The sequence below is a fragment of the Streptosporangium sp. NBC_01469 genome, assembly GCF_036227305.1.
In the GTDB taxonomy this organism is placed as follows: domain Bacteria; phylum Actinomycetota; class Actinomycetes; order Streptosporangiales; family Streptosporangiaceae; genus Streptosporangium.
Genome location: NZ_CP109465.1, coordinates 214,869 through 231,847, shown reverse-complemented (window position 1 = coordinate 231,847; position 16,979 = coordinate 214,869). Strand labels below are relative to the sequence as shown.

The following is a 16,979-nucleotide window of genomic DNA, read 5'->3' as shown; positions in this document are numbered from 1 at the left end:
CTGCATCAGTCTTGCGACCTAGGTCTTCAGCTATTGCGAATGGGTTGCAGCTGCAGCATGATGGCGTACGTCAGTTTGGTCCAGGAGGTCTCGTGCCACCGGTGTTCGACGACGCGGAGCCAAATGCCGCGGTGTTGGGATCGATCTACGCGGCGGCGTTCACGCCGCCGCCGTGGCACGAGACCCCCGACCGGATCGACGCGTTCGTCGGGCGCCTGCCGTCGCAGGCGGGCAGTCCGGGCTTCCGCTGCCTGACCGCCCACGTCGACGGCGAGCCCGCCGGTTTCACCTGCGGATTCACGACCCCCGACCCGTGGCCCTCCGACCGCCTCTACCGCCCCATCGCGGACGCCCTCGGTGGCGACACGTCGGTCCTGGGGACCCGCTTCGAGGTCCACGAGCTCGCGGTCGCCCCGCGCTTCACCGGCCGGGGGCTCGGCGAGGCGCTCGTCCGCCGGATCGTCGCGGACGCGGGCCCCTCCTGGCTGGTCACCTCACCCGCGGCCGCCTCCGCCGTGCGCCTCTACGAGCGCCTCGGCTGGTCCAGGCTGTGCGAGTTCGACGTACCGCGCGAATCCTTCCGCGCCTTCCGTGTCTATCTCTCGCCGGAGGACTTCGCGGCCTGAGTCCCCGCGTCGGCGCCGGGCGACGCCGCGGCGCCCGCCGCAGGTGTCTCCCCGCTGTCCGAACGTGTAAAGACGTGCGTCGGGAAGATGGCATTTCCGGAAAGTCTTATTTTCCACCCCGCGTCATGGTAGTAAATGATCTTGTTGGTGATGCATCGACCGATGGAGGATCATGTCTTCGCTTAAGAGGGGTATCGGGGCTTTCGCCGTCGCCGCGGCGGTGGTTGTCGGGGGCGGAGCTTTTGCCGCTCCGGCGAGTGCCGCTCCGGCGAGTGCGGCCACGAACGCCGCGGAGTGGACGTACGTCAGGAGCTACCCGGGCACGACCGCCGGTGCGAAGCAGTGCCATGCCAGCGGCAAGCTGTGGGGCACCTATCACTGCACGTTGTACTGGGGGAAGTACGAGCTCTGGATTCTGCAGTAGCGATCGGCTGACCCGGTCTCCCCGGCGGTGTCCGTGGACCGGGACGCGCCTCGACACTCCTGACGCCGGGCTCATTCGCGATGTGGTCGTGAAACCCGCTGCGAGTCCGGCACAACCGGAGATGTCGTGCGCCGAACGCGACGGTGCCCCTTGTCCCGAGGTGTCCTCGGGGCAAGGGGCACCGTCATGTCACCGTCATGTCCAGGGCCGGTGTGAGATCCCGTGGAGGGCTACCTGGCGGGGCGGGTCGGGATGCCCACGAAGGTGGCCCCGCCGTCCGACCGCCGCTGGTCGAAGAAGTCCTCGCCCTTGTCGTCCACCACGATGAACGCGGGGAAGTCCTCGACCTCGATCTTCCAGACGGCCTCCATGCCCAGCTCGGGGTATTCGAGGACCTCGACCTTCCTGATGCAGTCCTGGGCGAGGCGGGCGGCGGGGCCGCCGATGGAGCCGAGGTAGAAGCCGCCGTGGGCCTTGCACGCGTCGGTGACCTGCTTGGAGCGGTTGCCCTTGGCGAGCATGACCTTGGAGCCTCCGGCCGCCTGGAAGCGTTCGACGTAGGAGTCCATCCGCCCGGCGGTGGTGGGGCCGAAGGAGCCCGAGGCGTAGCCCTCGGGGGTCTTGGCGGGTCCGGCGTAGTAGACCGCGTGGTTCTTGAGGTACTCCGGCATCTCGCCGCCCGCGTCCAGGAGCTCGCCGATCTTGGCGTGGGCGATGTCGCGGGCGACCACGAGCGGCCCGGTCAGCGACAGGCGGGTCTTGACCGGGTATCTGGTCAGCTCGGCGAGGATCTCCAGCATCGGGCGGTTGAGGTCGATCTTGACGACGTCGTCCGAGAGGTGGTCGTCCGTGGTCTCCGGCAGGAACCTCGCGGGGTCGGTCTCCAGCCGCTCCAGGAAGACGCCCTCAGGGGTGATCTTCGCCAGTGCCTGGCGGTCGGCGCTGCAGGAGACCGCGATGGCGACGGGGCAGGAGGCGCCGTGGCGGGGGAGGCGGATGACGCGGACGTCGTGGCAGAAGTACTTGCCGCCGAACTGGGCGCCGATGCCGAGCTTCTGGGTGAGCTCGAAGACCTTGGCCTCCAGCTCGGTGTCGCGGAAGCCGTGGCCGGAGGGGGAGCCGGAGGTGGGGACGGAGTCCAGGTAGCGGGCGCTGGCGTACTTGGCGGTCTTCAGGGCGAACTCGGCGGATGTGCCGCCGACGACGATCGCCAGGTGGTACGGCGGGCAGGCGGCGGTGCCGAGCGAGCGGATCTTCTCCTCCAGGAACTGGAGCATCCGCTTCTCGTTGAGCACCGCCTTCGTCTCCTGGTAGAGGAACGACTTGTTGGCGCTGCCGCCGCCCTTGGCCATGAACAGCAGCTTGTACTCGTCGGGGTGGCCGCCCGGGTCCTCGGCGTAGAGCTCGATCTGCGCGGGGAGGTTGGAGCCGGTGTTCTTCTCCTCCCACATGGTGATCGGGGCCATCTGGGAGTAGCGCAGGTTCAGCCGGGTGTAGGCGTCGTAGACCCCGCGGGAGATGTGCTCGGCGTCGGCTCCGTCGGTGAGCACGTGGCGCCCGCGCTTGCCCATCACGATCGCGGTGCCGGTGTCCTGGCACATCGGGAGCACGCCGCCCGCCGAGATCGAGGCGTTCTTCAGCAGGTCGAGGGCGACGAAGCGGTCGTTCCCGCTCGACTCCGGATCGTCGATGATCTTGCGAAGCTGGGCGAGGTGGGAGGACCGCAGGTAGTGGGAGATGTCGTGGATCGCGTTCTCGGTGAGAAGTCGCAGCGCCTCGGGCTCGACCTCCAGGAATCTGCGTCCCGCGGCCTCGACGACCCGTACCCCCTCGGCGGTGATCAGACGGTACTCCGTCTCGTCCGGTCCCATGGGAAGCAGGTCGGTGTAGTCGAACTCGGGCATCGTCGTCGATCCTCCGTGCGGGCGCTGTTTTCCCTAGAGGGTACGGCCTCGCGTTCACGCTCGATCCTCGCGGTCGGGCCGCACGCGTGGAGACGGATATATGAGATGAAAGTCACAAATTTGGGACAACTATTGGTGTCTTATGCGTCTTTTATGCATATCTGTCCGAAGAGACGGGGGGAAGCTGGAGGAAGCCGGGCCGAGCGTCGGGCGGAAGCTGGGAGACAGCATGAACATCGGAAGCGCCGTCATGGCCGGAAACGTCGTCCTGCTGGTGATCGTGGCCGTCTTCGTGGTGGCCGGCCTCACCGTGTCACTGATAGCCATCACGCTGACGAGCATCAAGGAGGCCGGTGGGCGTACCCCGGAGTGGCCGGTGAGCTGGCCGGAGCCCCCGCTCACCGTCCCCCGGCAGCGCGTCGGCGTCGCCTCCGGGCGGGCGAGCCTGCCCTCGCAGGTGCCCCTGCCCCCGCGGCGGCCCGGTGAGCCCGTGCGGTGGGTCAGCCTGCCCCAGCGGATCGAGATCCCCCGGCCGCGGGTCGTCCCGCCCCAGCCGGCCGACCTGCCCCCGCAGCGGGTGAGCCCGCGGAGCTGAGGCCGATGACGATGCCGCCGACCACGAGCGCGGCGCCGAGCAGGTCGGGCACCGAGGGCGCGCCGAGACCGAGGACCGCGCCGGTGGCGATGGCGCCGACCGGGATCAGCCCGGCGAACAGCCCCGCGGTTCCCGGGCCGAGCCGGGGCAGGGCGTCGTACCAGAGGAAGAACGCCACGGTCGTCACGATCAGCGACTGGTAGCCCAGGCCCGCGAGCTCGGGGACCGTCGGCACGCGGACCATCGCGGCGCCGTCCGCGAACAGCCCGGCGACCGCCAGCATCGGCACGGCCAGCGTCACCGAGTACGCCGAGACGCGCACCGCGCCCAGCTTCGGCAGCAGCGGGATGGCCAGCATGGAGAAGCAGACCTCGCAGCCCAGCGCGCCCAGCGACCAGAGCAGCCCGGTCAGGTCGCCGCTGCCCAGCCCGGTGGCCACCGTCGCCCCGGCGACGACCACCGCCGCCGCCCCGAGCAGCCGGGGCGAGGGGCGCCCGCCGAACAGGGCCAGCGCCAGCGGCACGGTGCCGAGGACGGTCCCGACCAGGGCCGGGCCGCCGTGCCGGGTGGCCTCGATCACGCACACGTTGAAGATCACCAGCCCCGTCAGAGACAGCGTCGCCAGCAGTGCCGTCTCGCGGAGGGTCAGCCGGACGAACCGCAGCCCCGCGAGCCGGGCGACGGCGAGCAGGATCATGGCCGCCGACAGGTAGCGCAGGGCCTGGCCGCCGTAGACCGGGTAGTCGCCGATCACCCCGGAGACCCCCGCCAGGGTGCCCACCAGGAACATCGCCGTCGCGGCCTCGACCAGGCCGCGCGACTCCGGCCGGGCGGAGGGGCGTGCCGCGGGGTGGGGGGTGGTGCTGACGTCCACGTTCATGTGCGGAATGCTAGGAAGCCAATGGCACCCCTGTCGGGTCCAATGTGGCAGCGGAACAGAGGACCAATTGGCCGATCTGCACCTCGTCGTCGACCGGGCGGCGGGCGGCGTCGCCGCCCAGATCGCCCGCGAGCTCCGCGAGGCGGTACGGCGCGGGCGGCTGGCGGCCGGGGCCAGGCTGCCCGCCAGCCGCGAGCTGGCCAAAGATCTCGGGCTCTCCCGCGGCGTGGTGGTCGAGGCGTACGAGCAGCTCGTCGCCGAGGGCTTCCTGCTCTCCCGGATCGGGGCGGGAACCACCGTGGCCCCGGCGGCGAGCCGCACCGCCGCCCTGCCCGCTCTCCCCGACGGTCCCTCCCCGGCGCCGGAAGGGCCGTCGCGCGCCGCACCTGCCGGGAAAGGAGATCGCGCCGCACCTGCCGCGAAAGGAGACCGCGAGCCGTACCACGGGCGCCGATCCACCGCGCCCGACCTGGGGGCGTTCCCCAGGGAGCGATGGCTGGCCTCGATGAGGAGGACGCTCGCCGCGCTGCCCGCGGAGGCCCTGGACTACGGCGATCCCGGCGGGGTCCCGGTGCTGCGCGAGGAACTGGCCGCCTATCTCGGGAGGGTGAGGGCGGCCGATGTGAGCCCGGACAACCTGGTGATCGTGGGCGGGGTGGCCCAGGGGATCAGCCTCACGATCCAGGCGCTCGCGGGAAGGCTTCCCCGGACCCGGTCGCCCCACGACCTCGGCTGGTTCCTCCGGGGGGCCGCGCGCCCGGCGCCGCCCCCCGGCCGGATCCGGCTGGCGGTGGAGGATCCGGCGGGGGGACGCCAGCTCCCGCTGCTGCACGCCGCGGGCGCCGACCTGGTCGCCGTCCCCGTGGACGGCGAGGGCGTCGACGTCGGGGCCCTGGCCGCGACCGGGGTGCGCGCGGTGCTGCTCACCCCCGCGCACCAGTACCCGACGGGGGTCGTGCTCTCGCCCCGCCGCCGCGCCGAGCTGATCGAGTGGGCCGCCGCGACCGGCGCGGCGATCCTGGAGGACGACTACGACGCGGAGTTCCGCTTCGACCGCGACCCGGTGGGCTGCCTGCAGGGGCTCGCCGCCGACCGGGTGATCCTGATCGGGAGTGTCAGCAAGTCCCTGGCCCCCGGGCTCCGCCTGGGCTGGGTGGCCGCCCCGCCCGAGATCGCCGAGTCGCTGCGGCTGGCCCGCGGCGAGCTGGACCTGGGGTCGCCCGTCCTGGAGCAGTACGTCCTGGCCGACTTCGTCGCGACCGGCGGCTACGACCGGCACCTGAGGAGGATGCGCCGGGAGTACCGCGCCCGCCGCGACGCCTTCGCGCTCGCCCTCGGCGAGCACCTTCCCGAGATCACCGTGCGGGGCGTTTCCGCCGGGCTCCACCTGCTCGCCGAGCTGCCGTACGGCTGGGACGAGGCGGCGGTGGCGGAGACGGCCCAGGACTGCGGGCTGGCGGTCGAGCCGGTGGGCCCGATGCGGCACGCCCCGGGGCCGCCCGCGCTGGTGATGGGCTTCGCCCGCCTGCCCGTTCGCCGCGCCGACGCGACGATCCGCGCCCTCGCCGACGCCCTGCGCCGCTGACGCGCCCCACGAGACCCCCTCCCACCTGCGGATACGCCCTCCATGGGATGTGCTGTCCGGACGGGAGGATCGTCCATATGTCCTGACAAATTCTTGACGGCTTCTGACTCGTCGCCTAGAACTGGAGATCGACCGCTTTCTTCTCCGGAGGCACGATGCGTGTTGGGCTACTGGGACTCGGCAGGATCGGGGCGTTCCACGCCGCGACCCTGGCGGCGCATCCCGGGGTCGACGAGCTGGTGGTGAGCGACGCGGACGGCGGGCGGGCGGCGGAGGTGGCAGCCAGGCTGGGAGCCCGGGTGGGAGACGCGTTCGACAGCGACGCGGTGGTGGTCGCCACCCCCACGGCGACCCACGCCGAGCTGCTGATGCGCGCCTGCGCCAAGGGGGTGCCGGTGTTCTGCGAGAAACCGGTGGCGCCCGGCGTACCGGACACCCTGCGCGTGCTCGACGCGGTCAGGCGGAGCGGCACGGTCGTGCACATCGGCTTCCAGCGGCGCTTCGACGCCGGTTACGCCGCCGCGAGGAAGGCGCTGGCCGCCGGCGAGCTGGGCACGCTGCACCGGGTGCACATGCTCACCGCCGACCCCCGGCCGCCCGACCCCGGATACATCCCGATGTCGGGCGGCATCTACCGCGACTGCCACATCCACGACTTCGACATCCTGCGCTGGGTCACCGGCAGGGAGGCCGTCACCGTCTACGCGACCGGTTCCAACCGGGGCGAGGCGTTCTTCGCCGAGGCGGGGGACGTCGACACCAGCGCCGCGCTGCTCACCATGGACGACGGCACGCTCGTCACCTTGCAGGGGTCGCGCTACAACGGCGCCGGGTACGACGTGCGGATGGAGCTGGCGGGCACCCAGGGGACCTGGGCGGTCGGCCTCGACCCGCGCGCGCCGCTGATCAGCACCGAGGGCCTGCAGCCGCCGGGCGAGCCCTGGCCCGACTTCGCGGCCAGGTTCGAGTCCGCCTACGTCGCCGAGCTGGGCGCGTTTCTCGGCGCGGCACGGGGGGAGACGGAGAGTCCCTGCACTGTTGAGGACGCCCTCGCGGCGCTCTACCTCGCCGAGGCCGCGGAGCTCTCCCGGCGCGAGGGGCGCCCGGTGCGCGTCACGGAGGTGATCGTGTGAGAAGAGGCGACCCTGTGAGAGAGTCCGGCTCCGCCGACGGAGGCACTCCGCTGAGAACGGCCGGCGCGCCCATCTCCTGGGGTGTCTGCGAGGTCCCCGGCTGGGGGCGGCAGCTGGATCGTTCCCGGGTGCTCGCCGAGATGAGGGAGCTGGGTCTGACGGCCACCGAGCTCGGTCCCTCCGGGTTCCTGCCGCCCTCGCCGGCGCGCTGCCGCTCCCTGCTCGCGGAGTACGGGCTGCGGGCGGTGGGCGGGTTCGTTCCCGTCGTCCTGCACGAGGCCGACCACGACCCGCTCCCGGTCGTCCGGGCCGCGATGCGCGCCTTCATGGACGGCGAGGTGGACGTGGTCGTGCTGGCCGCCTCCACCGGCGGCGAGAGCTACGACGCCAGGCCGGAGCTGGACGCCGCCGCCTGGAAGACCCTGATGGGCAACCTGCGCCGGATCCTCAAGAACGCCAAGGAGTTCGGCAGGACCGTCACCCTGCACCCGCACCTCGGCACCGTGGTGGAGAACCGCGAGGAGGTCCAGCGGGTGCTTGACGGCAGCCCGGTGCCGCTCTGCCTCGACACCGGTCACCTCCTCGCGGGCGGCACCGACCCCGCCGAGCTGGTCTCCCGCGCCGCGGGGCGGATCGCGCACGTCCACCTCAAGGACGTGGACGCCGCGATGGCCGGGCGGGTGAGGGCGGGCGAGCTGACCTACACCCGGGCCGTGAAGGACGGCCTCTATCGCCCGCTGGGCCGGGGTGACGTGGACCTCCCCGCCATCGTCGGCGGCCTGACGGCGGCCGGGTACGACGGCTGGTACGTCCTGGAGCAGGACGTCGTGCTGGGCCCCGCCGAGGGCGCTCCCAACGGTCCCGGCGTTTCCGACGCTCCTGGTGCCTCCAACGGTCCCGGCGCTCCCGGCGACCCCAAGGAGAACGTCCGCGAGAGCCTGGCGTACCTGGGGAGGCTCACCGCCGGGAGCGACGGGGCGTCTCCCGGCGGGGGACGCGCATGATCGAGGTCCTGACCATGGGCCGGGCCGGGGTCGACATCTACCCGCTGCAGGTGGGGGTGTCGCTGCGCGAGGTCGAGACCTTCGGCAAGTATCTGGGCGGCAGTCCCACCAACGTGGCCGTGGCCGCCGCCCGGCTGGGCCACTTCAGCTCGGTGATCACCAGGACCGGGGACGACCCGTTCGGGCTCTTCGTGCACGACGCGCTGCGCGAGTACGGGGTCGACGACAGCTTCGTCACCCCGGTCGCGCACCTGCCCACCCCGGTGACGTTCTGCGAGATCCGGCCGCCGGACGACTTCCCCCTCTACTTCTACCGCTTCCCCAAGGCCCCCGACCTGGAGATCCTCCCCGAGGAGCTGGACCTGGAGGCCGTCGCGGGAGCGAGGCTCTTCTGGGCGACCGTCACCGGGCTGTCCCAGGAGCCCTCCAGGAGCGCGCACCTCGCGGCCTGGCGGGCCAGGGGGCGCGTGCCGCACACCGTGCTGGACCTCGACTACCGCCCGATGTTCTGGTCCGGCGCGGAGGAGGCCCGCGAGCAGGTGCGCGAGGCCCTGCGCCACGTCACGGTGGCGGTGGGGAACCTGGACGAGGTCGAGGTGGCGACCGGCACCCGCGAGCCGTACGAGGCCGCCGGGGCGCTGCTGGAGGCGGGCGCCGAGCTCGCGATCGTGAAGCGGGGCCCGGAGGGGGTGCTCGGCATGACCGCGGCCGAGACGGTGGAGGTGCCGCCGGTGCCGGTGGAGGTGGTCAACGGCCTCGGCGCGGGAGACGCCTTCGGCGGCGCCCTCTGCCACGGTCTCCTCGAATGCTGGCCGCTCGAGGCCACGCTGCGGTTCGCCAACGCGGCCGGGGCCATCGTCGCCGGACGGCTGGCCTGCGCCCCGGCCATGCCACGGCTCGACGAGGTGATGGACGTGCTCGGCGCGACCGGTGGCGGCCGGGCAGGGGTGGGAGGCACATGAACGAGCGAGAGCACCGGATGCTCCTCGACACGCGGGCACGGTTTCCCGGCCGGATCGCGGAGGCGGCGGCGGCGCGGCGGCGCGGGAGGCCGCTGGAGGAGCGCGACCGGCTTCTGATCATCGCCGCCGACCACACGGCCAGGGGCGTCGTCGGCGTCGGAAGCCGCCCCGGGGCGATGGAGAGCCGCGTCGAGCTCCTGGAACGCCTGTGCGTGGCGCTGGCCAGGCCCGGCGTGGACGGGCTGCTCGGCACCCCCGACGTCGTCGAGGACCTCCTGCTGCTCGGCGCGCTGGAGGACAAGATCGTGATCGGGTCGATGAACCGGGGCGGCCTGCACGGGGCGGCCTTCGAGTTCGACGACCGCTTCACCGCCTACGACACCTCCTCGATCGTCCGGACCGGCCTGGACGGCGGCAAGATGCTCTGCCGGATCGGCGTGGACGACCCGGCCACCGCCCTCACCCTGGAATCGTGCGGCCGGGCCGTCACCGAGCTGGCCTCGCACGACCTGGTCGCGATGGTCGAGCCGTTCTGGTCCCGGCGGGCGGGCGGCACGGTCGTCCACGACCTGTCACCCGAGGGGGTCATCCGGTCCATGCACGTCGCCCAGGCGCTCGGCGCGACCTCCGCGCGCACCTGGCTGAAGATCCCGGTCGTGGACGACATGGCACGGGTGACGCGGGCCACCACACTGCCGACGCTGCTGCTGGGGGGCGATCCGGGCGGCGCGCCGGAGCTCACCTACGCGGCGTGGCGCGAGGCTTTGCGGCTTCCCGGCGTGCGGGGCCTGGTGGTGGGCCGCGCGTTGCTGTATCCCTCCGACGACGATGTGGCCGCGGCCGTCGACACCGCCGCGGCGATGCTGGAGGTGTCATGAACGGGAGACCTGGCCGGAGCGGCATCGGCGGGGACGCGGACGGGAGCCCCGGCCGTGACGACGCCGGTGAGAACGTCAACGGGAGACCTGGCCGGGGCGGCATCGGGGAGGAGTGGCCATGAGCTTCGTTCCCGCGGGAAGCACCGCGCGGGCGCCGTGGGCGCTGTCGATCACCCCGGAGGCGGCCGGGTGGACGTACGCGGGGCTCCGCGTGCTCTGCCTGTCCGGCGAGGGCGTGGAGTTCGACACCGGCGGCGAGGAGATGCTGGTCCTGCCGCTGTCGGGCGCGTGCGTGGTCGAGTGCGACGGGGTGCGGCTCGCGCTGAACGGCAGGACCTCGGTCTTCCACGCGGTCACCGACTTCGCGTACCTGCCCGTCGGCACGACCGCGCGGATCACCGGCGAGGGCCGCTTCGCCCTCCCCGCCGCCCGCGCGACCAGGCGTTTCCCGGTACGGTACGGTCCCGCGCACGCGGTCCCCGTCGAGGTGCGCGGGACGGGGTCGGCCAGCCGCCAGGTGAACAACTTCTGCGCCCCCGACGCCTTCGACTGCGACAAACTCGTCGCGGTGGAGGTGCTCACCCCCGGCGGGAACTGGTCGTCGTACCCGCCGCACAAGCACGACACGGCCTCCGAGCGCGAGGCCGTGCTGGAGGAGATCTACTACTTCGAGGGCGGCCCCGGCTACCAGCGGGTGTACGGCACCCACGAGGTGCTGGCCGAGGTGGCGGGCGGTGACGTGGTGCTCGTCCCCAGCGGCTACCACGGCCCGTCGATGGCGGCCCCCGGCTACGACCTCTACTACCTGAACGTGCTGGCCGGGCCCGCGCCCGAACGGTCGATGGCCTTCTGCGACGACCCCCGGCATGCCTGGATCCGCGCCTCGTGGGCGGAGCAGCCGGTCGACCCGAGAGTTCCGATGACGAAAGGCCCTGTGAGGCCCCGTGAGGCGCAGTGAAATGACGAGACTCACCGTGGCACAGGCGCTCCTGCGGTTCCTCGCGAACCAGTGGTCGGAGCGCGACGGCGTGGAACACCGGCTGGTGGCCGGATGCCTGGGCATCTTCGGCCACGGCAACGTCGCCGGGATCGGGCAGGCCCTGGCCGAGCGGGGCGCGGGAACGGACGGCGACCTGCCGTACTACCTGGCGCGCAACGAGCAGGCCATGGTGCACACCGCCGTCGGCTACGCGCGGGCCCGCAACCGGCTGTCCACCTTCGCCTGCACCAGCTCGATCGGCCCCGGCGCCACCAACATGGTCACCGGGGCGGCGCTGGCCACGATCAACCGGATCCCGGTGCTGCTGCTGCCCGGCGACGTCTTCGCCACCCGCGCCGCCGACCCGGTCCTGCAGCAGCTGGAGGACCCCCGCTTCCCCGACGTGACCGTGAACGACGCGCTGCGCCCCGTCTCCCGGTTCTTCGACAGGATCAACCGGCCCGAGCAGCTTCTCGCGGCCCTTCCGGCCGCGATGCGGGTGCTGGCCGACCCGGCCGAGACGGGCGCGGTCACCCTGGCGCTGCCGCAGGACGTGCAGGCGGAGGCGTACGACTGGCCCGAGGAGCTGTTCGCCCGCCGGGTGTGGCACGTGGCGCGGCCCGTCCCCGAACCCGCCGCGCTGGCGCGGGCGGCGGAGCTGGTCAGGCGGTCGCGGCGGCCGCTGATCGTGGCGGGGGGCGGGGTGGTCTACAGCGAGGCGTGGGAGACGCTGGCCACCTTCGCCGCCGAGCACGGCGTCCCGGTGGGGGAGACCCAGGCGGGCAAGGGGACGCTGCCGTACGACCACCCCTGCGCGGTCGGCGCGATCGGGCACACCGGCACCGCCGCCGCCAACGACCTGGCCCGCGACGCCGACCTGGTCATCGGGGTCGGCACCCGCTACACCGACTTCACCACCGCCTCCCGCACCCTGTTCGGCGAGGCCGCGTTCCTCAACGTCAACGTCGCGGCCTTCGACGCCGCCAAGCACTCCGGCGAGACGCTCGTCGCCGACGCCCGCGAGGCGCTGCGCGCCCTGGACCTCGGAGGGTGGAGCGCCGACCCCGGCTGGACCGCCAGGGCGACGCGCCTGACCCACGACTGGCAGGAGCAGGTCTCCCTGCTCACGACCGGGGACGCGCTGACCCAGCCGGTGGTGCTCGGCATGCTCAACGAGGTGGCTCGGCCCTCGGACGTGGTGGTCAACGCGGCCGGGTCGATGCCCGGGGACCTGCACAAGCTGTGGCGCGCGAGCGACCCGAAGTCCTACCACGTCGAGTACGGCTACTCCTGCATGGGCTACGAGATCGCCGGAGGGCTCGGGGTGAAGCTGGCCGCGCCGGAACGCGAGGTGTTCGTACTGGTCGGCGACGGGTCCTACCTGATGATGGCCCAGGAGATCGCCACCGCCGTGCAGGAGGGCGTCAAGCTCGTCGTGGTGCTGGTCGACAACCGGGGCTTCGCCTCCATCGGCGGCCTGTCGGAGTCGGTCGGGGCGGGACGCCTCGGCACCGCCTACCGGATGCGCGGGGCCGGGGGCGCGCTGGACGGCGCCCTCCTCCCGGTCGACCTCGCCGCCAACGCGGCCAGCCTGGGCGCCGACGTGATCCGCGCCGACGGCCCCGAGTCGCTGCGGGTGGCGCTCACCAAGGCGAGGGAGGCCGTCGGCACCACCGTGGTGTACGTCGAGACGGTGCCGGGTCCCGGTCCCGAGACCACGGCCTGGTGGGACGTGCCGGTGGCGGAGGTGTCGGGGCTGCCGGAGGTGCGGCGGGCCCGCGCCGCCTACGAGCAGGCCAAGCGGGACCAGCGCCCCTACCTGTGAGGTCCTCGCGCGGCTACCGTCGCGCGGCGGGTTCCGGGTCCGGCTGGAAGCCCCGGGCGAGGAACACGATCAGGGCCACCAGGACGGCGGCGGGCACGAACGCCACCCGGACGCTCACCGTGTCGTTGAGCGTCCCGACCACGGCCGCGCCGACGAGGAAGCCGACGTAGTTGAACATGTTGACCCGCGCGATCGCGGTCTCCGCCCCGGCACCCAGCCGGCCCGCGGCCGAGAACGACTGCGGGGCGATGACGGACAGGCCGATGCCGATCAGGCCGAACGACACGACGGCCACCGCGACGCCGGGCGCGACGACGACTCCCAGCGTGCCCACCGCCGCGATCACCGCGCCCACCCGGACCACCGGCGCCGGTCCGTACCTGCGGACGGCGAGGTCGCCGGGGACCCGCGCCAGGAGCATGGTCGCCTGGTAGACGAGGTAGGCGAACGGCACCAGCCAGCCGCCCGCCGCCAGCGCCTTCTCCATGTAGACCGTGCTGTAGTTGGAGACCGCCGCGTCGCCGACGTACAGGAACGCCATCGCCAGGCAGAGCGGGACGATCGGCCGCCACGGCACCCGGGGCGCCGCGTGCGCGGCACGCTCACCGGACCTCTCCTCGTCCCGCCCGTAGAGGCGGGGAAGCATGACCGTCGAGATCACCGCGCCGATCAGCACCGGGACGGAGAAGGACCAGCCCAGTTCCACGCCGAGCGCGCTGAAGGCGGAGTTGAACCCGGCGCCCAGCATCGAGCCGACGCTCCACACGGCGTGGAAGCCGGTCAGCACGCTCATGCCGTACCGGCGCTCGACCGCGACCGCCTGCATGTTCATCGCCGCGTCCACCGCGCCGACGAACAGGCCGAACACGGCGCTGAGCGCGTACAGCCCGGCGAGCTGGTCGTTCCAGCCCGACAGGACCACGGCGGCGCAGACGCCGACCTGGGAGATCCGCAGGACCGGGGCGCTGCCGTACCGGCTCGCCAGGAGCCCCGCGACGGCGCTGCCGACCCCGGCGATCACCGGCACGAGCAGCAGGACCAGGGTGAGGTCGCCGTCGCTCAGCCCGAACCTGTGCTGGAGGTCGATCACGTGGGTGAGCAGGGTGGCGAAACAGATTCCCTGGACGAAGAACGCGGCCCAGGTCGCCACCCGCGCCTGCCTGTCACGTGGGGTCGGCATGACGACCTCCGGGGGAACATGAGGGGGATTCAAGTTCCCGTCAGGCTAGGGGCGCCGTACCCGGCGGTCAATGGCCTGCGGTGTTCCGCCCGGGACGTGAGAGGTCCCGGCCGGTTTCGCGTATCCGCCGTCCGGGACATTCGAGAACGGTCTCTATGAGTCGTCGGCGTCGTTCGACTCTCCCCACACCGGCAGGCTCGTGTCGGGGGCGGGAAGGGCGGAGAGGATCGCGGCGATGCTGTCCCAGTCGGCGGTCTCGACCGTGTGGACCATCAGGAGGATGAGCGCGGGGATGTCCTCGTGGGCCTTCAGCAGCACGTCCGTGCCCTGTATGGCCTGGCTGGAGACGGCCTCGTACCCCGTGCCGCCGCCCACCCCCTTGAAGAACTTCGTCGCCTCCTCGCCGCTGCCCCAGAAGTTCCCGATGGCGTTCAGCTCCGTGGCCGCCTGCCTGACGGCGTCGGAGAGTTCGATCCTCTCGGTGTCGAAGGCGTCCGCGGCGGACCGGAGGTGGGCCGGGACGATCTCCAGGGACGGGCGAGGCGTCACGCCCGTGACGTCGTACGAGCGGGAACCGCCGGAGGGCGCGGCCGTGGGGTCCGCCGGGTCGGGTAGGGACATATCTGGCATCACCCTCGACAGGTCAATCCGTTGGTTTTTTGTGGGCCATCGTGAAATAGAGAAGAGCCCTGCCCAGGGTCTGCTCCCAGGTGGGGGCGAGTTCCCCGCCTCTCTCCCCGTTCAGGAGGTCGTACGTGGGGCCGTAGCCGAACGAGCCCCCGGCGATCCTGCCCAGGAAGCCCTGCACCTCGGCGTTCTTGGTCATCGCGTTGACTACCGGGGTGGCCGCTTCGGACACGCCGTAGAAGGCCATCGAGGCGGTGAACTCCTTCAGCGCCTGCACCGCGTTCTCTTTGAACGAACCCGGGTCCTCGCCCCGCAGGGCGCGAACACCGGCCACCGTGGCCACGTCCCCCACGGCGAAGGACACGCTGCCGAGCGTGGCCACGGTGAGTTTGGTCAGCACGGTCCTCGCGACGGCGTGTGCGATCAGCTTGGCGAAGATTGTCGCCTCCGCCCGCCGGATGAGGATCTTCGTCAGATGGCCGGCCGCCGCGTTCTGCCAGGGAAAGGTGGTGATGAAGACGAAGCTGGCGAAGTTCGCCCACGCCGCCGTGCGGTACGCGTGCTGCGCCGTCTCGATGATCTCGGCGTACTCCGCACACGCCTCGCTGTTCCGCCTGCAGAGGAGGGCGAGCCGTCCGGGAAAACTCGCCGCCGCGGGCTCTGTGTAGAGCTTGGAGGTCATGGCTTTCTTGAACGCCTCCACGCCCTCGCCCTCGTTCTTCTTCCACACCGCCTCGGCGGACGGGTAGGTGTTGTGCGGGCTCTGCTCGATGCGCTCGGCGAGCCGTGCCCAGACCTTGGCGGCCTGGCGGGCACCGTCCGGATCGCCGTCCGGATAGTCGACCGCGAGCATCTTGAAGACGAACGCCGCGAGGCCCAGCGTGCCCAAGCCGTAGATTGAGATACGTCCAGGACTGATGTTCAACGGAAGACGCCCTGTGGCCGGTCACCCGGGCAGGAAGGCCGTACCACGCTCACCGCCTGCCCTGGGGCGGCAGGACGGTTTCGAGCAGGGTGTCGGCGACGAAGGGATTCACCAGTTCTCTCGCCCGTTCCCCGGCGTCGCGGGCCGCCCCGTCGGCCGCCTGGAGGATGGCCTCGGCCAATTCGCCCGAGCCGAGCCGCATGGCGCGAGGGTCGATCGTGAGGCTGATGAGCGCGCCCGTCAGCGACGCCTCGGCGGTGACGCGTCCCTGCGCCGCCTCGCCTCGACCGCGGACCTCGGAGATATGTTCCTGAAGTTCCTCAAGCCCCGTGACCTCTTGGCGGAACTGCTCCAGCAGCCTGTTGAGCTCCTCGTCGCCACTGCCGCCGAGCATTTCGATGGGTGATCTCACAGCGCTCCTGGACGTCGGGGTGGTCGAGTGCCTGGGGTGATCCGGCGGTCACCCGCGATGTGGCGGGTCGGCCGGTCGCCAGGGGCCTGTCCCGCCGCCCGAGCGACGAGGCGCCCCCGGCTGTCGCCCGACCAACGTAGATCACAGAGATGGCACATAGCAACTCAACCGATAGGAATACTGGGTTTTCCGGTCAGGGATCTGGACGATCCGCATCGGCTTACCGGATGCCTGCCGTGTCAGGCGGCCGGGGCGCGGTTCACCGGTCGGCCGGAGACGCTCCTGACGGCCCCGCAGGGATTAGGGTCAAGGGGTGGAGAGTCCCAGCCCGCCCGCGAACCGCCGTCACCACCGTGAGCCCGGTCCCGCCGACCTACGGGCGGGCGACGCCGACCGTGAACGCGTGGCCGCCGCGCTGGGTGACGCGCTCGCCGACGGGCGCCTCGACCACGCGGAGCACGACGAGCGCACCGACGCGCTCTACGGCGCCCGTACGCTCGGGGAGCTCTCCGCGCTCACCGCGGACCTGCTCCCGCCCGAGGAACAGCCACTCCGCACCGACGTCCGCCCGGTGGCGGCGTTCTTCGGCTCCGAGGAGCGCTCCGGCCGCTGGGTCGTGCCGACCCGGTTCACGGCCACCGCGATCTGCGCCAACGTCAAACTCGACCTGCGCGACGCGCTGCTCCAGTCCAGCCACGTCACCCTGCACGTCACCGTGATGGGCGGCACCCTCACCTTGATCGTCCCGGAGGGCGTGCGGATCGAGATGCCCGCCTCGGCGTTCATGGGGGGCAAGAAGAACCAGGTTCCGGCCTCGCCCGACGGGCCGGTCATCGAGATCACCGGCCTCGTCACGCTTGGGAGCATCGTGGCCAAGTCTCCCAAGCGTCCCCGCCGCTCCTGGTTCCGCCGCTGACACCGTTCCCGGGTCGGCGGCCGGCGCTGTTTCCGTGCCGCCGTCGCTCCTTCGTCAGGAGCCCTTCACCGAGAGCTCTTCACCGAGAGCCCTTCACCGAGAGCTCTTCGCCGAGGGCCCTTCA

18 protein-coding genes are annotated in these 16,979 nt (G+C 72.1%); 12 read left to right on the top strand and 6 right to left on the bottom strand.

Annotated features, from left to right (window positions below; all coding sequences use genetic code 11):
- Positions 1-92: 92 nt before the first annotated feature.
- A complete protein-coding gene (locus tag OG587_RS01050; RefSeq protein ID WP_329085932.1) occupies positions 93-626 on the top strand; it encodes a GNAT family N-acetyltransferase in 534 nt (177 codons plus the stop codon).
- A 172-nt stretch (positions 627-798) separates the two neighbouring features.
- Complete coding sequence (locus OG587_RS01045; RefSeq protein ID WP_329085930.1) at positions 799-1,050, top strand: hypothetical protein; 252 nt, start codon at positions 799-801, stop codon at positions 1,048-1,050.
- A gap of 230 nt (positions 1,051-1,280) precedes the next feature.
- On the opposite strand, the gene OG587_RS01040 is transcribed toward OG587_RS01045, so the two are convergent.
- Complete coding sequence (locus tag OG587_RS01040; RefSeq protein WP_329085928.1) at positions 1,281-2,954, bottom strand: fumarate hydratase; 1,674 nt, start codon at positions 2,952-2,954, stop codon at positions 1,281-1,283.
- Positions 2,955-3,183: 229 nt separating this feature from the next.
- Between OG587_RS01040 and OG587_RS01035 the strand changes: the two genes are divergently transcribed.
- Positions 3,184-3,549, top strand: coding sequence for a hypothetical protein (locus OG587_RS01035; RefSeq protein WP_329085926.1), 366 nt, complete (start codon positions 3,184-3,186; stop codon positions 3,547-3,549).
- On the opposite strand, the gene OG587_RS01030 is transcribed toward OG587_RS01035, so the two are convergent.
- Complete coding sequence (locus OG587_RS01030) at positions 3,455-4,429, bottom strand: DMT family transporter (protein WP_329085924.1); 975 nt, start codon at positions 4,427-4,429, stop codon at positions 3,455-3,457. The two genes, OG587_RS01035 and OG587_RS01030, sit on opposite strands and share 95 nt — an antisense overlap.
- Before the next feature lie 67 nt (positions 4,430-4,496).
- Here OG587_RS01030 and pdxR point away from each other — a divergent pair, with 67 nt between their 5' ends.
- The 8 genes from pdxR (at position 4,497) to iolD (ending at position 12,795) form a co-directional block, all read left to right on the top strand.
- Positions 4,497-6,014 (top strand): MocR-like pyridoxine biosynthesis transcription factor PdxR, encoded by a 1,518-nt coding sequence (pdxR, locus tag OG587_RS01025; RefSeq protein ID WP_329085922.1) that lies wholly within the window; start codon positions 4,497-4,499, stop codon positions 6,012-6,014.
- A gap of 155 nt (positions 6,015-6,169) precedes the next feature.
- Positions 6,170-7,147 (top strand): Gfo/Idh/MocA family protein, encoded by a 978-nt coding sequence (locus OG587_RS01020; protein WP_329085920.1) that lies wholly within the window; start codon positions 6,170-6,172, stop codon positions 7,145-7,147.
- Between the two features lie 14 nt (positions 7,148-7,161).
- On the top strand, positions 7,162-8,151 hold the full coding sequence (locus OG587_RS01015; RefSeq protein ID WP_329085919.1) for a TIM barrel protein: 990 nt from the start codon (positions 7,162-7,164) through the stop codon (positions 8,149-8,151).
- A complete protein-coding gene (iolC, locus tag OG587_RS01010; RefSeq protein WP_329085917.1) occupies positions 8,148-9,113 on the top strand; it encodes a 5-dehydro-2-deoxygluconokinase in 966 nt (321 codons plus the stop codon). The genes OG587_RS01015 and iolC overlap by 4 nt, the downstream gene beginning before the upstream one ends.
- Positions 9,110-9,991: a Cgl0159 family (beta/alpha)8-fold protein gene (locus OG587_RS01005; protein ID WP_329085915.1), complete on the top strand. Its 882-nt coding sequence runs from the start codon at positions 9,110-9,112 to the stop codon at positions 9,989-9,991. The genes iolC and OG587_RS01005 overlap by 4 nt, the downstream gene beginning before the upstream one ends.
- The gene (locus OG587_RS01000; RefSeq protein ID WP_329085914.1) at positions 9,988-10,113 is read left to right on the top strand and encodes a hypothetical protein; all 126 of its coding nucleotides are present in this window, start codon (positions 9,988-9,990) and stop codon (positions 10,111-10,113) included. Before OG587_RS01005 ends, OG587_RS01000 begins: the two co-directional genes overlap by 4 nt.
- Entirely contained in the window at positions 10,110-10,949 is an 840-nt protein-coding gene (gene iolB, locus OG587_RS00995; RefSeq protein WP_329085913.1) for a 5-deoxy-glucuronate isomerase, read from the top strand. Before OG587_RS01000 ends, iolB begins: the two co-directional genes overlap by 4 nt.
- Position 10,950: 1 nt before the next feature.
- On the top strand, positions 10,951-12,795 hold the full coding sequence (gene iolD, locus OG587_RS00990) for a 3D-(3,5/4)-trihydroxycyclohexane-1,2-dione acylhydrolase (decyclizing) (RefSeq protein ID WP_329085912.1): 1,845 nt from the start codon (positions 10,951-10,953) through the stop codon (positions 12,793-12,795).
- A gap of 13 nt (positions 12,796-12,808) precedes the next feature.
- Here iolD and OG587_RS00985 read toward each other — a convergent pair whose 3' ends face one another.
- The 4 genes from OG587_RS00985 to OG587_RS00970 form a co-directional block, all read right to left on the bottom strand.
- A complete protein-coding gene (locus OG587_RS00985) occupies positions 12,809-13,975 on the bottom strand; it encodes an MFS transporter (RefSeq protein WP_329085910.1) in 1,167 nt (388 codons plus the stop codon).
- A 153-nt stretch (positions 13,976-14,128) separates the two neighbouring features.
- Positions 14,129-14,596: a hypothetical protein gene (locus OG587_RS00980; RefSeq protein WP_329085908.1), complete on the bottom strand. Its 468-nt coding sequence runs from the start codon at positions 14,594-14,596 to the stop codon at positions 14,129-14,131.
- Between the two features lie 22 nt (positions 14,597-14,618).
- Positions 14,619-15,491, bottom strand: a complete 873-nt coding sequence (locus tag OG587_RS00975; protein WP_329085907.1) for a WXG100-like domain-containing protein — start codon at positions 15,489-15,491, stop codon at positions 14,619-14,621.
- Between the two features lie 85 nt (positions 15,492-15,576).
- Positions 15,577-15,939, bottom strand: coding sequence for a YbaB/EbfC family nucleoid-associated protein (locus OG587_RS00970; protein ID WP_329085904.1), 363 nt, complete (start codon positions 15,937-15,939; stop codon positions 15,577-15,579).
- 313 nt (positions 15,940-16,252) lie between these two features.
- On the opposite strand from OG587_RS00970, the gene OG587_RS00965 reads away from it, so the two are divergent.
- Positions 16,253-16,855 (top strand): DUF1707 SHOCT-like domain-containing protein, encoded by a 603-nt coding sequence (locus tag OG587_RS00965; RefSeq protein WP_329085903.1) that lies wholly within the window; start codon positions 16,253-16,255, stop codon positions 16,853-16,855.
- Positions 16,856-16,979: the final 124 nt, after the last annotated feature.

Excerpts from the sequence above, each read along its gene's own strand:
- OG587_RS01045 (WP_329085930.1), top strand. The coding sequence starts at position 799 with ATGTCTTCGCTTAAGAGGGGTATCGGGGCTTTCGCCGTCGCCGCGGCG.
- OG587_RS01040 (WP_329085928.1), bottom strand. The coding sequence starts at position 2,954 with ATGCCCGAGTTCGACTACACCGACCTGCTTCCCATGGGACCGGACGAG.
- OG587_RS01035 (WP_329085926.1), top strand. The coding sequence starts at position 3,184 with ATGAACATCGGAAGCGCCGTCATGGCCGGAAACGTCGTCCTGCTGGTG.
- OG587_RS01030 (WP_329085924.1), bottom strand. The coding sequence starts at position 4,429 with ATGAACGTGGACGTCAGCACCACCCCCCACCCCGCGGCACGCCCCTCC.
- OG587_RS01020 (WP_329085920.1), top strand. The coding sequence starts at position 6,170 with ATGCGTGTTGGGCTACTGGGACTCGGCAGGATCGGGGCGTTCCACGCC.
- iolC (WP_329085917.1), top strand. The coding sequence starts at position 8,148 with ATGATCGAGGTCCTGACCATGGGCCGGGCCGGGGTCGACATCTACCCG.
- OG587_RS01005 (WP_329085915.1), top strand. The coding sequence starts at position 9,110 with ATGAACGAGCGAGAGCACCGGATGCTCCTCGACACGCGGGCACGGTTT.
- OG587_RS01000 (WP_329085914.1), top strand. The coding sequence starts at position 9,988 with ATGAACGGGAGACCTGGCCGGAGCGGCATCGGCGGGGACGCGGACGGG.
- iolB (WP_329085913.1), top strand. The coding sequence starts at position 10,110 with ATGAGCTTCGTTCCCGCGGGAAGCACCGCGCGGGCGCCGTGGGCGCTG.
- iolD (WP_329085912.1), top strand. The coding sequence starts at position 10,951 with ATGACGAGACTCACCGTGGCACAGGCGCTCCTGCGGTTCCTCGCGAAC.
- OG587_RS00985 (WP_329085910.1), bottom strand. The coding sequence starts at position 13,975 with ATGCCGACCCCACGTGACAGGCAGGCGCGGGTGGCGACCTGGGCCGCG.
- OG587_RS00980 (WP_329085908.1), bottom strand. The coding sequence starts at position 14,596 with ATGTCCCTACCCGACCCGGCGGACCCCACGGCCGCGCCCTCCGGCGGT.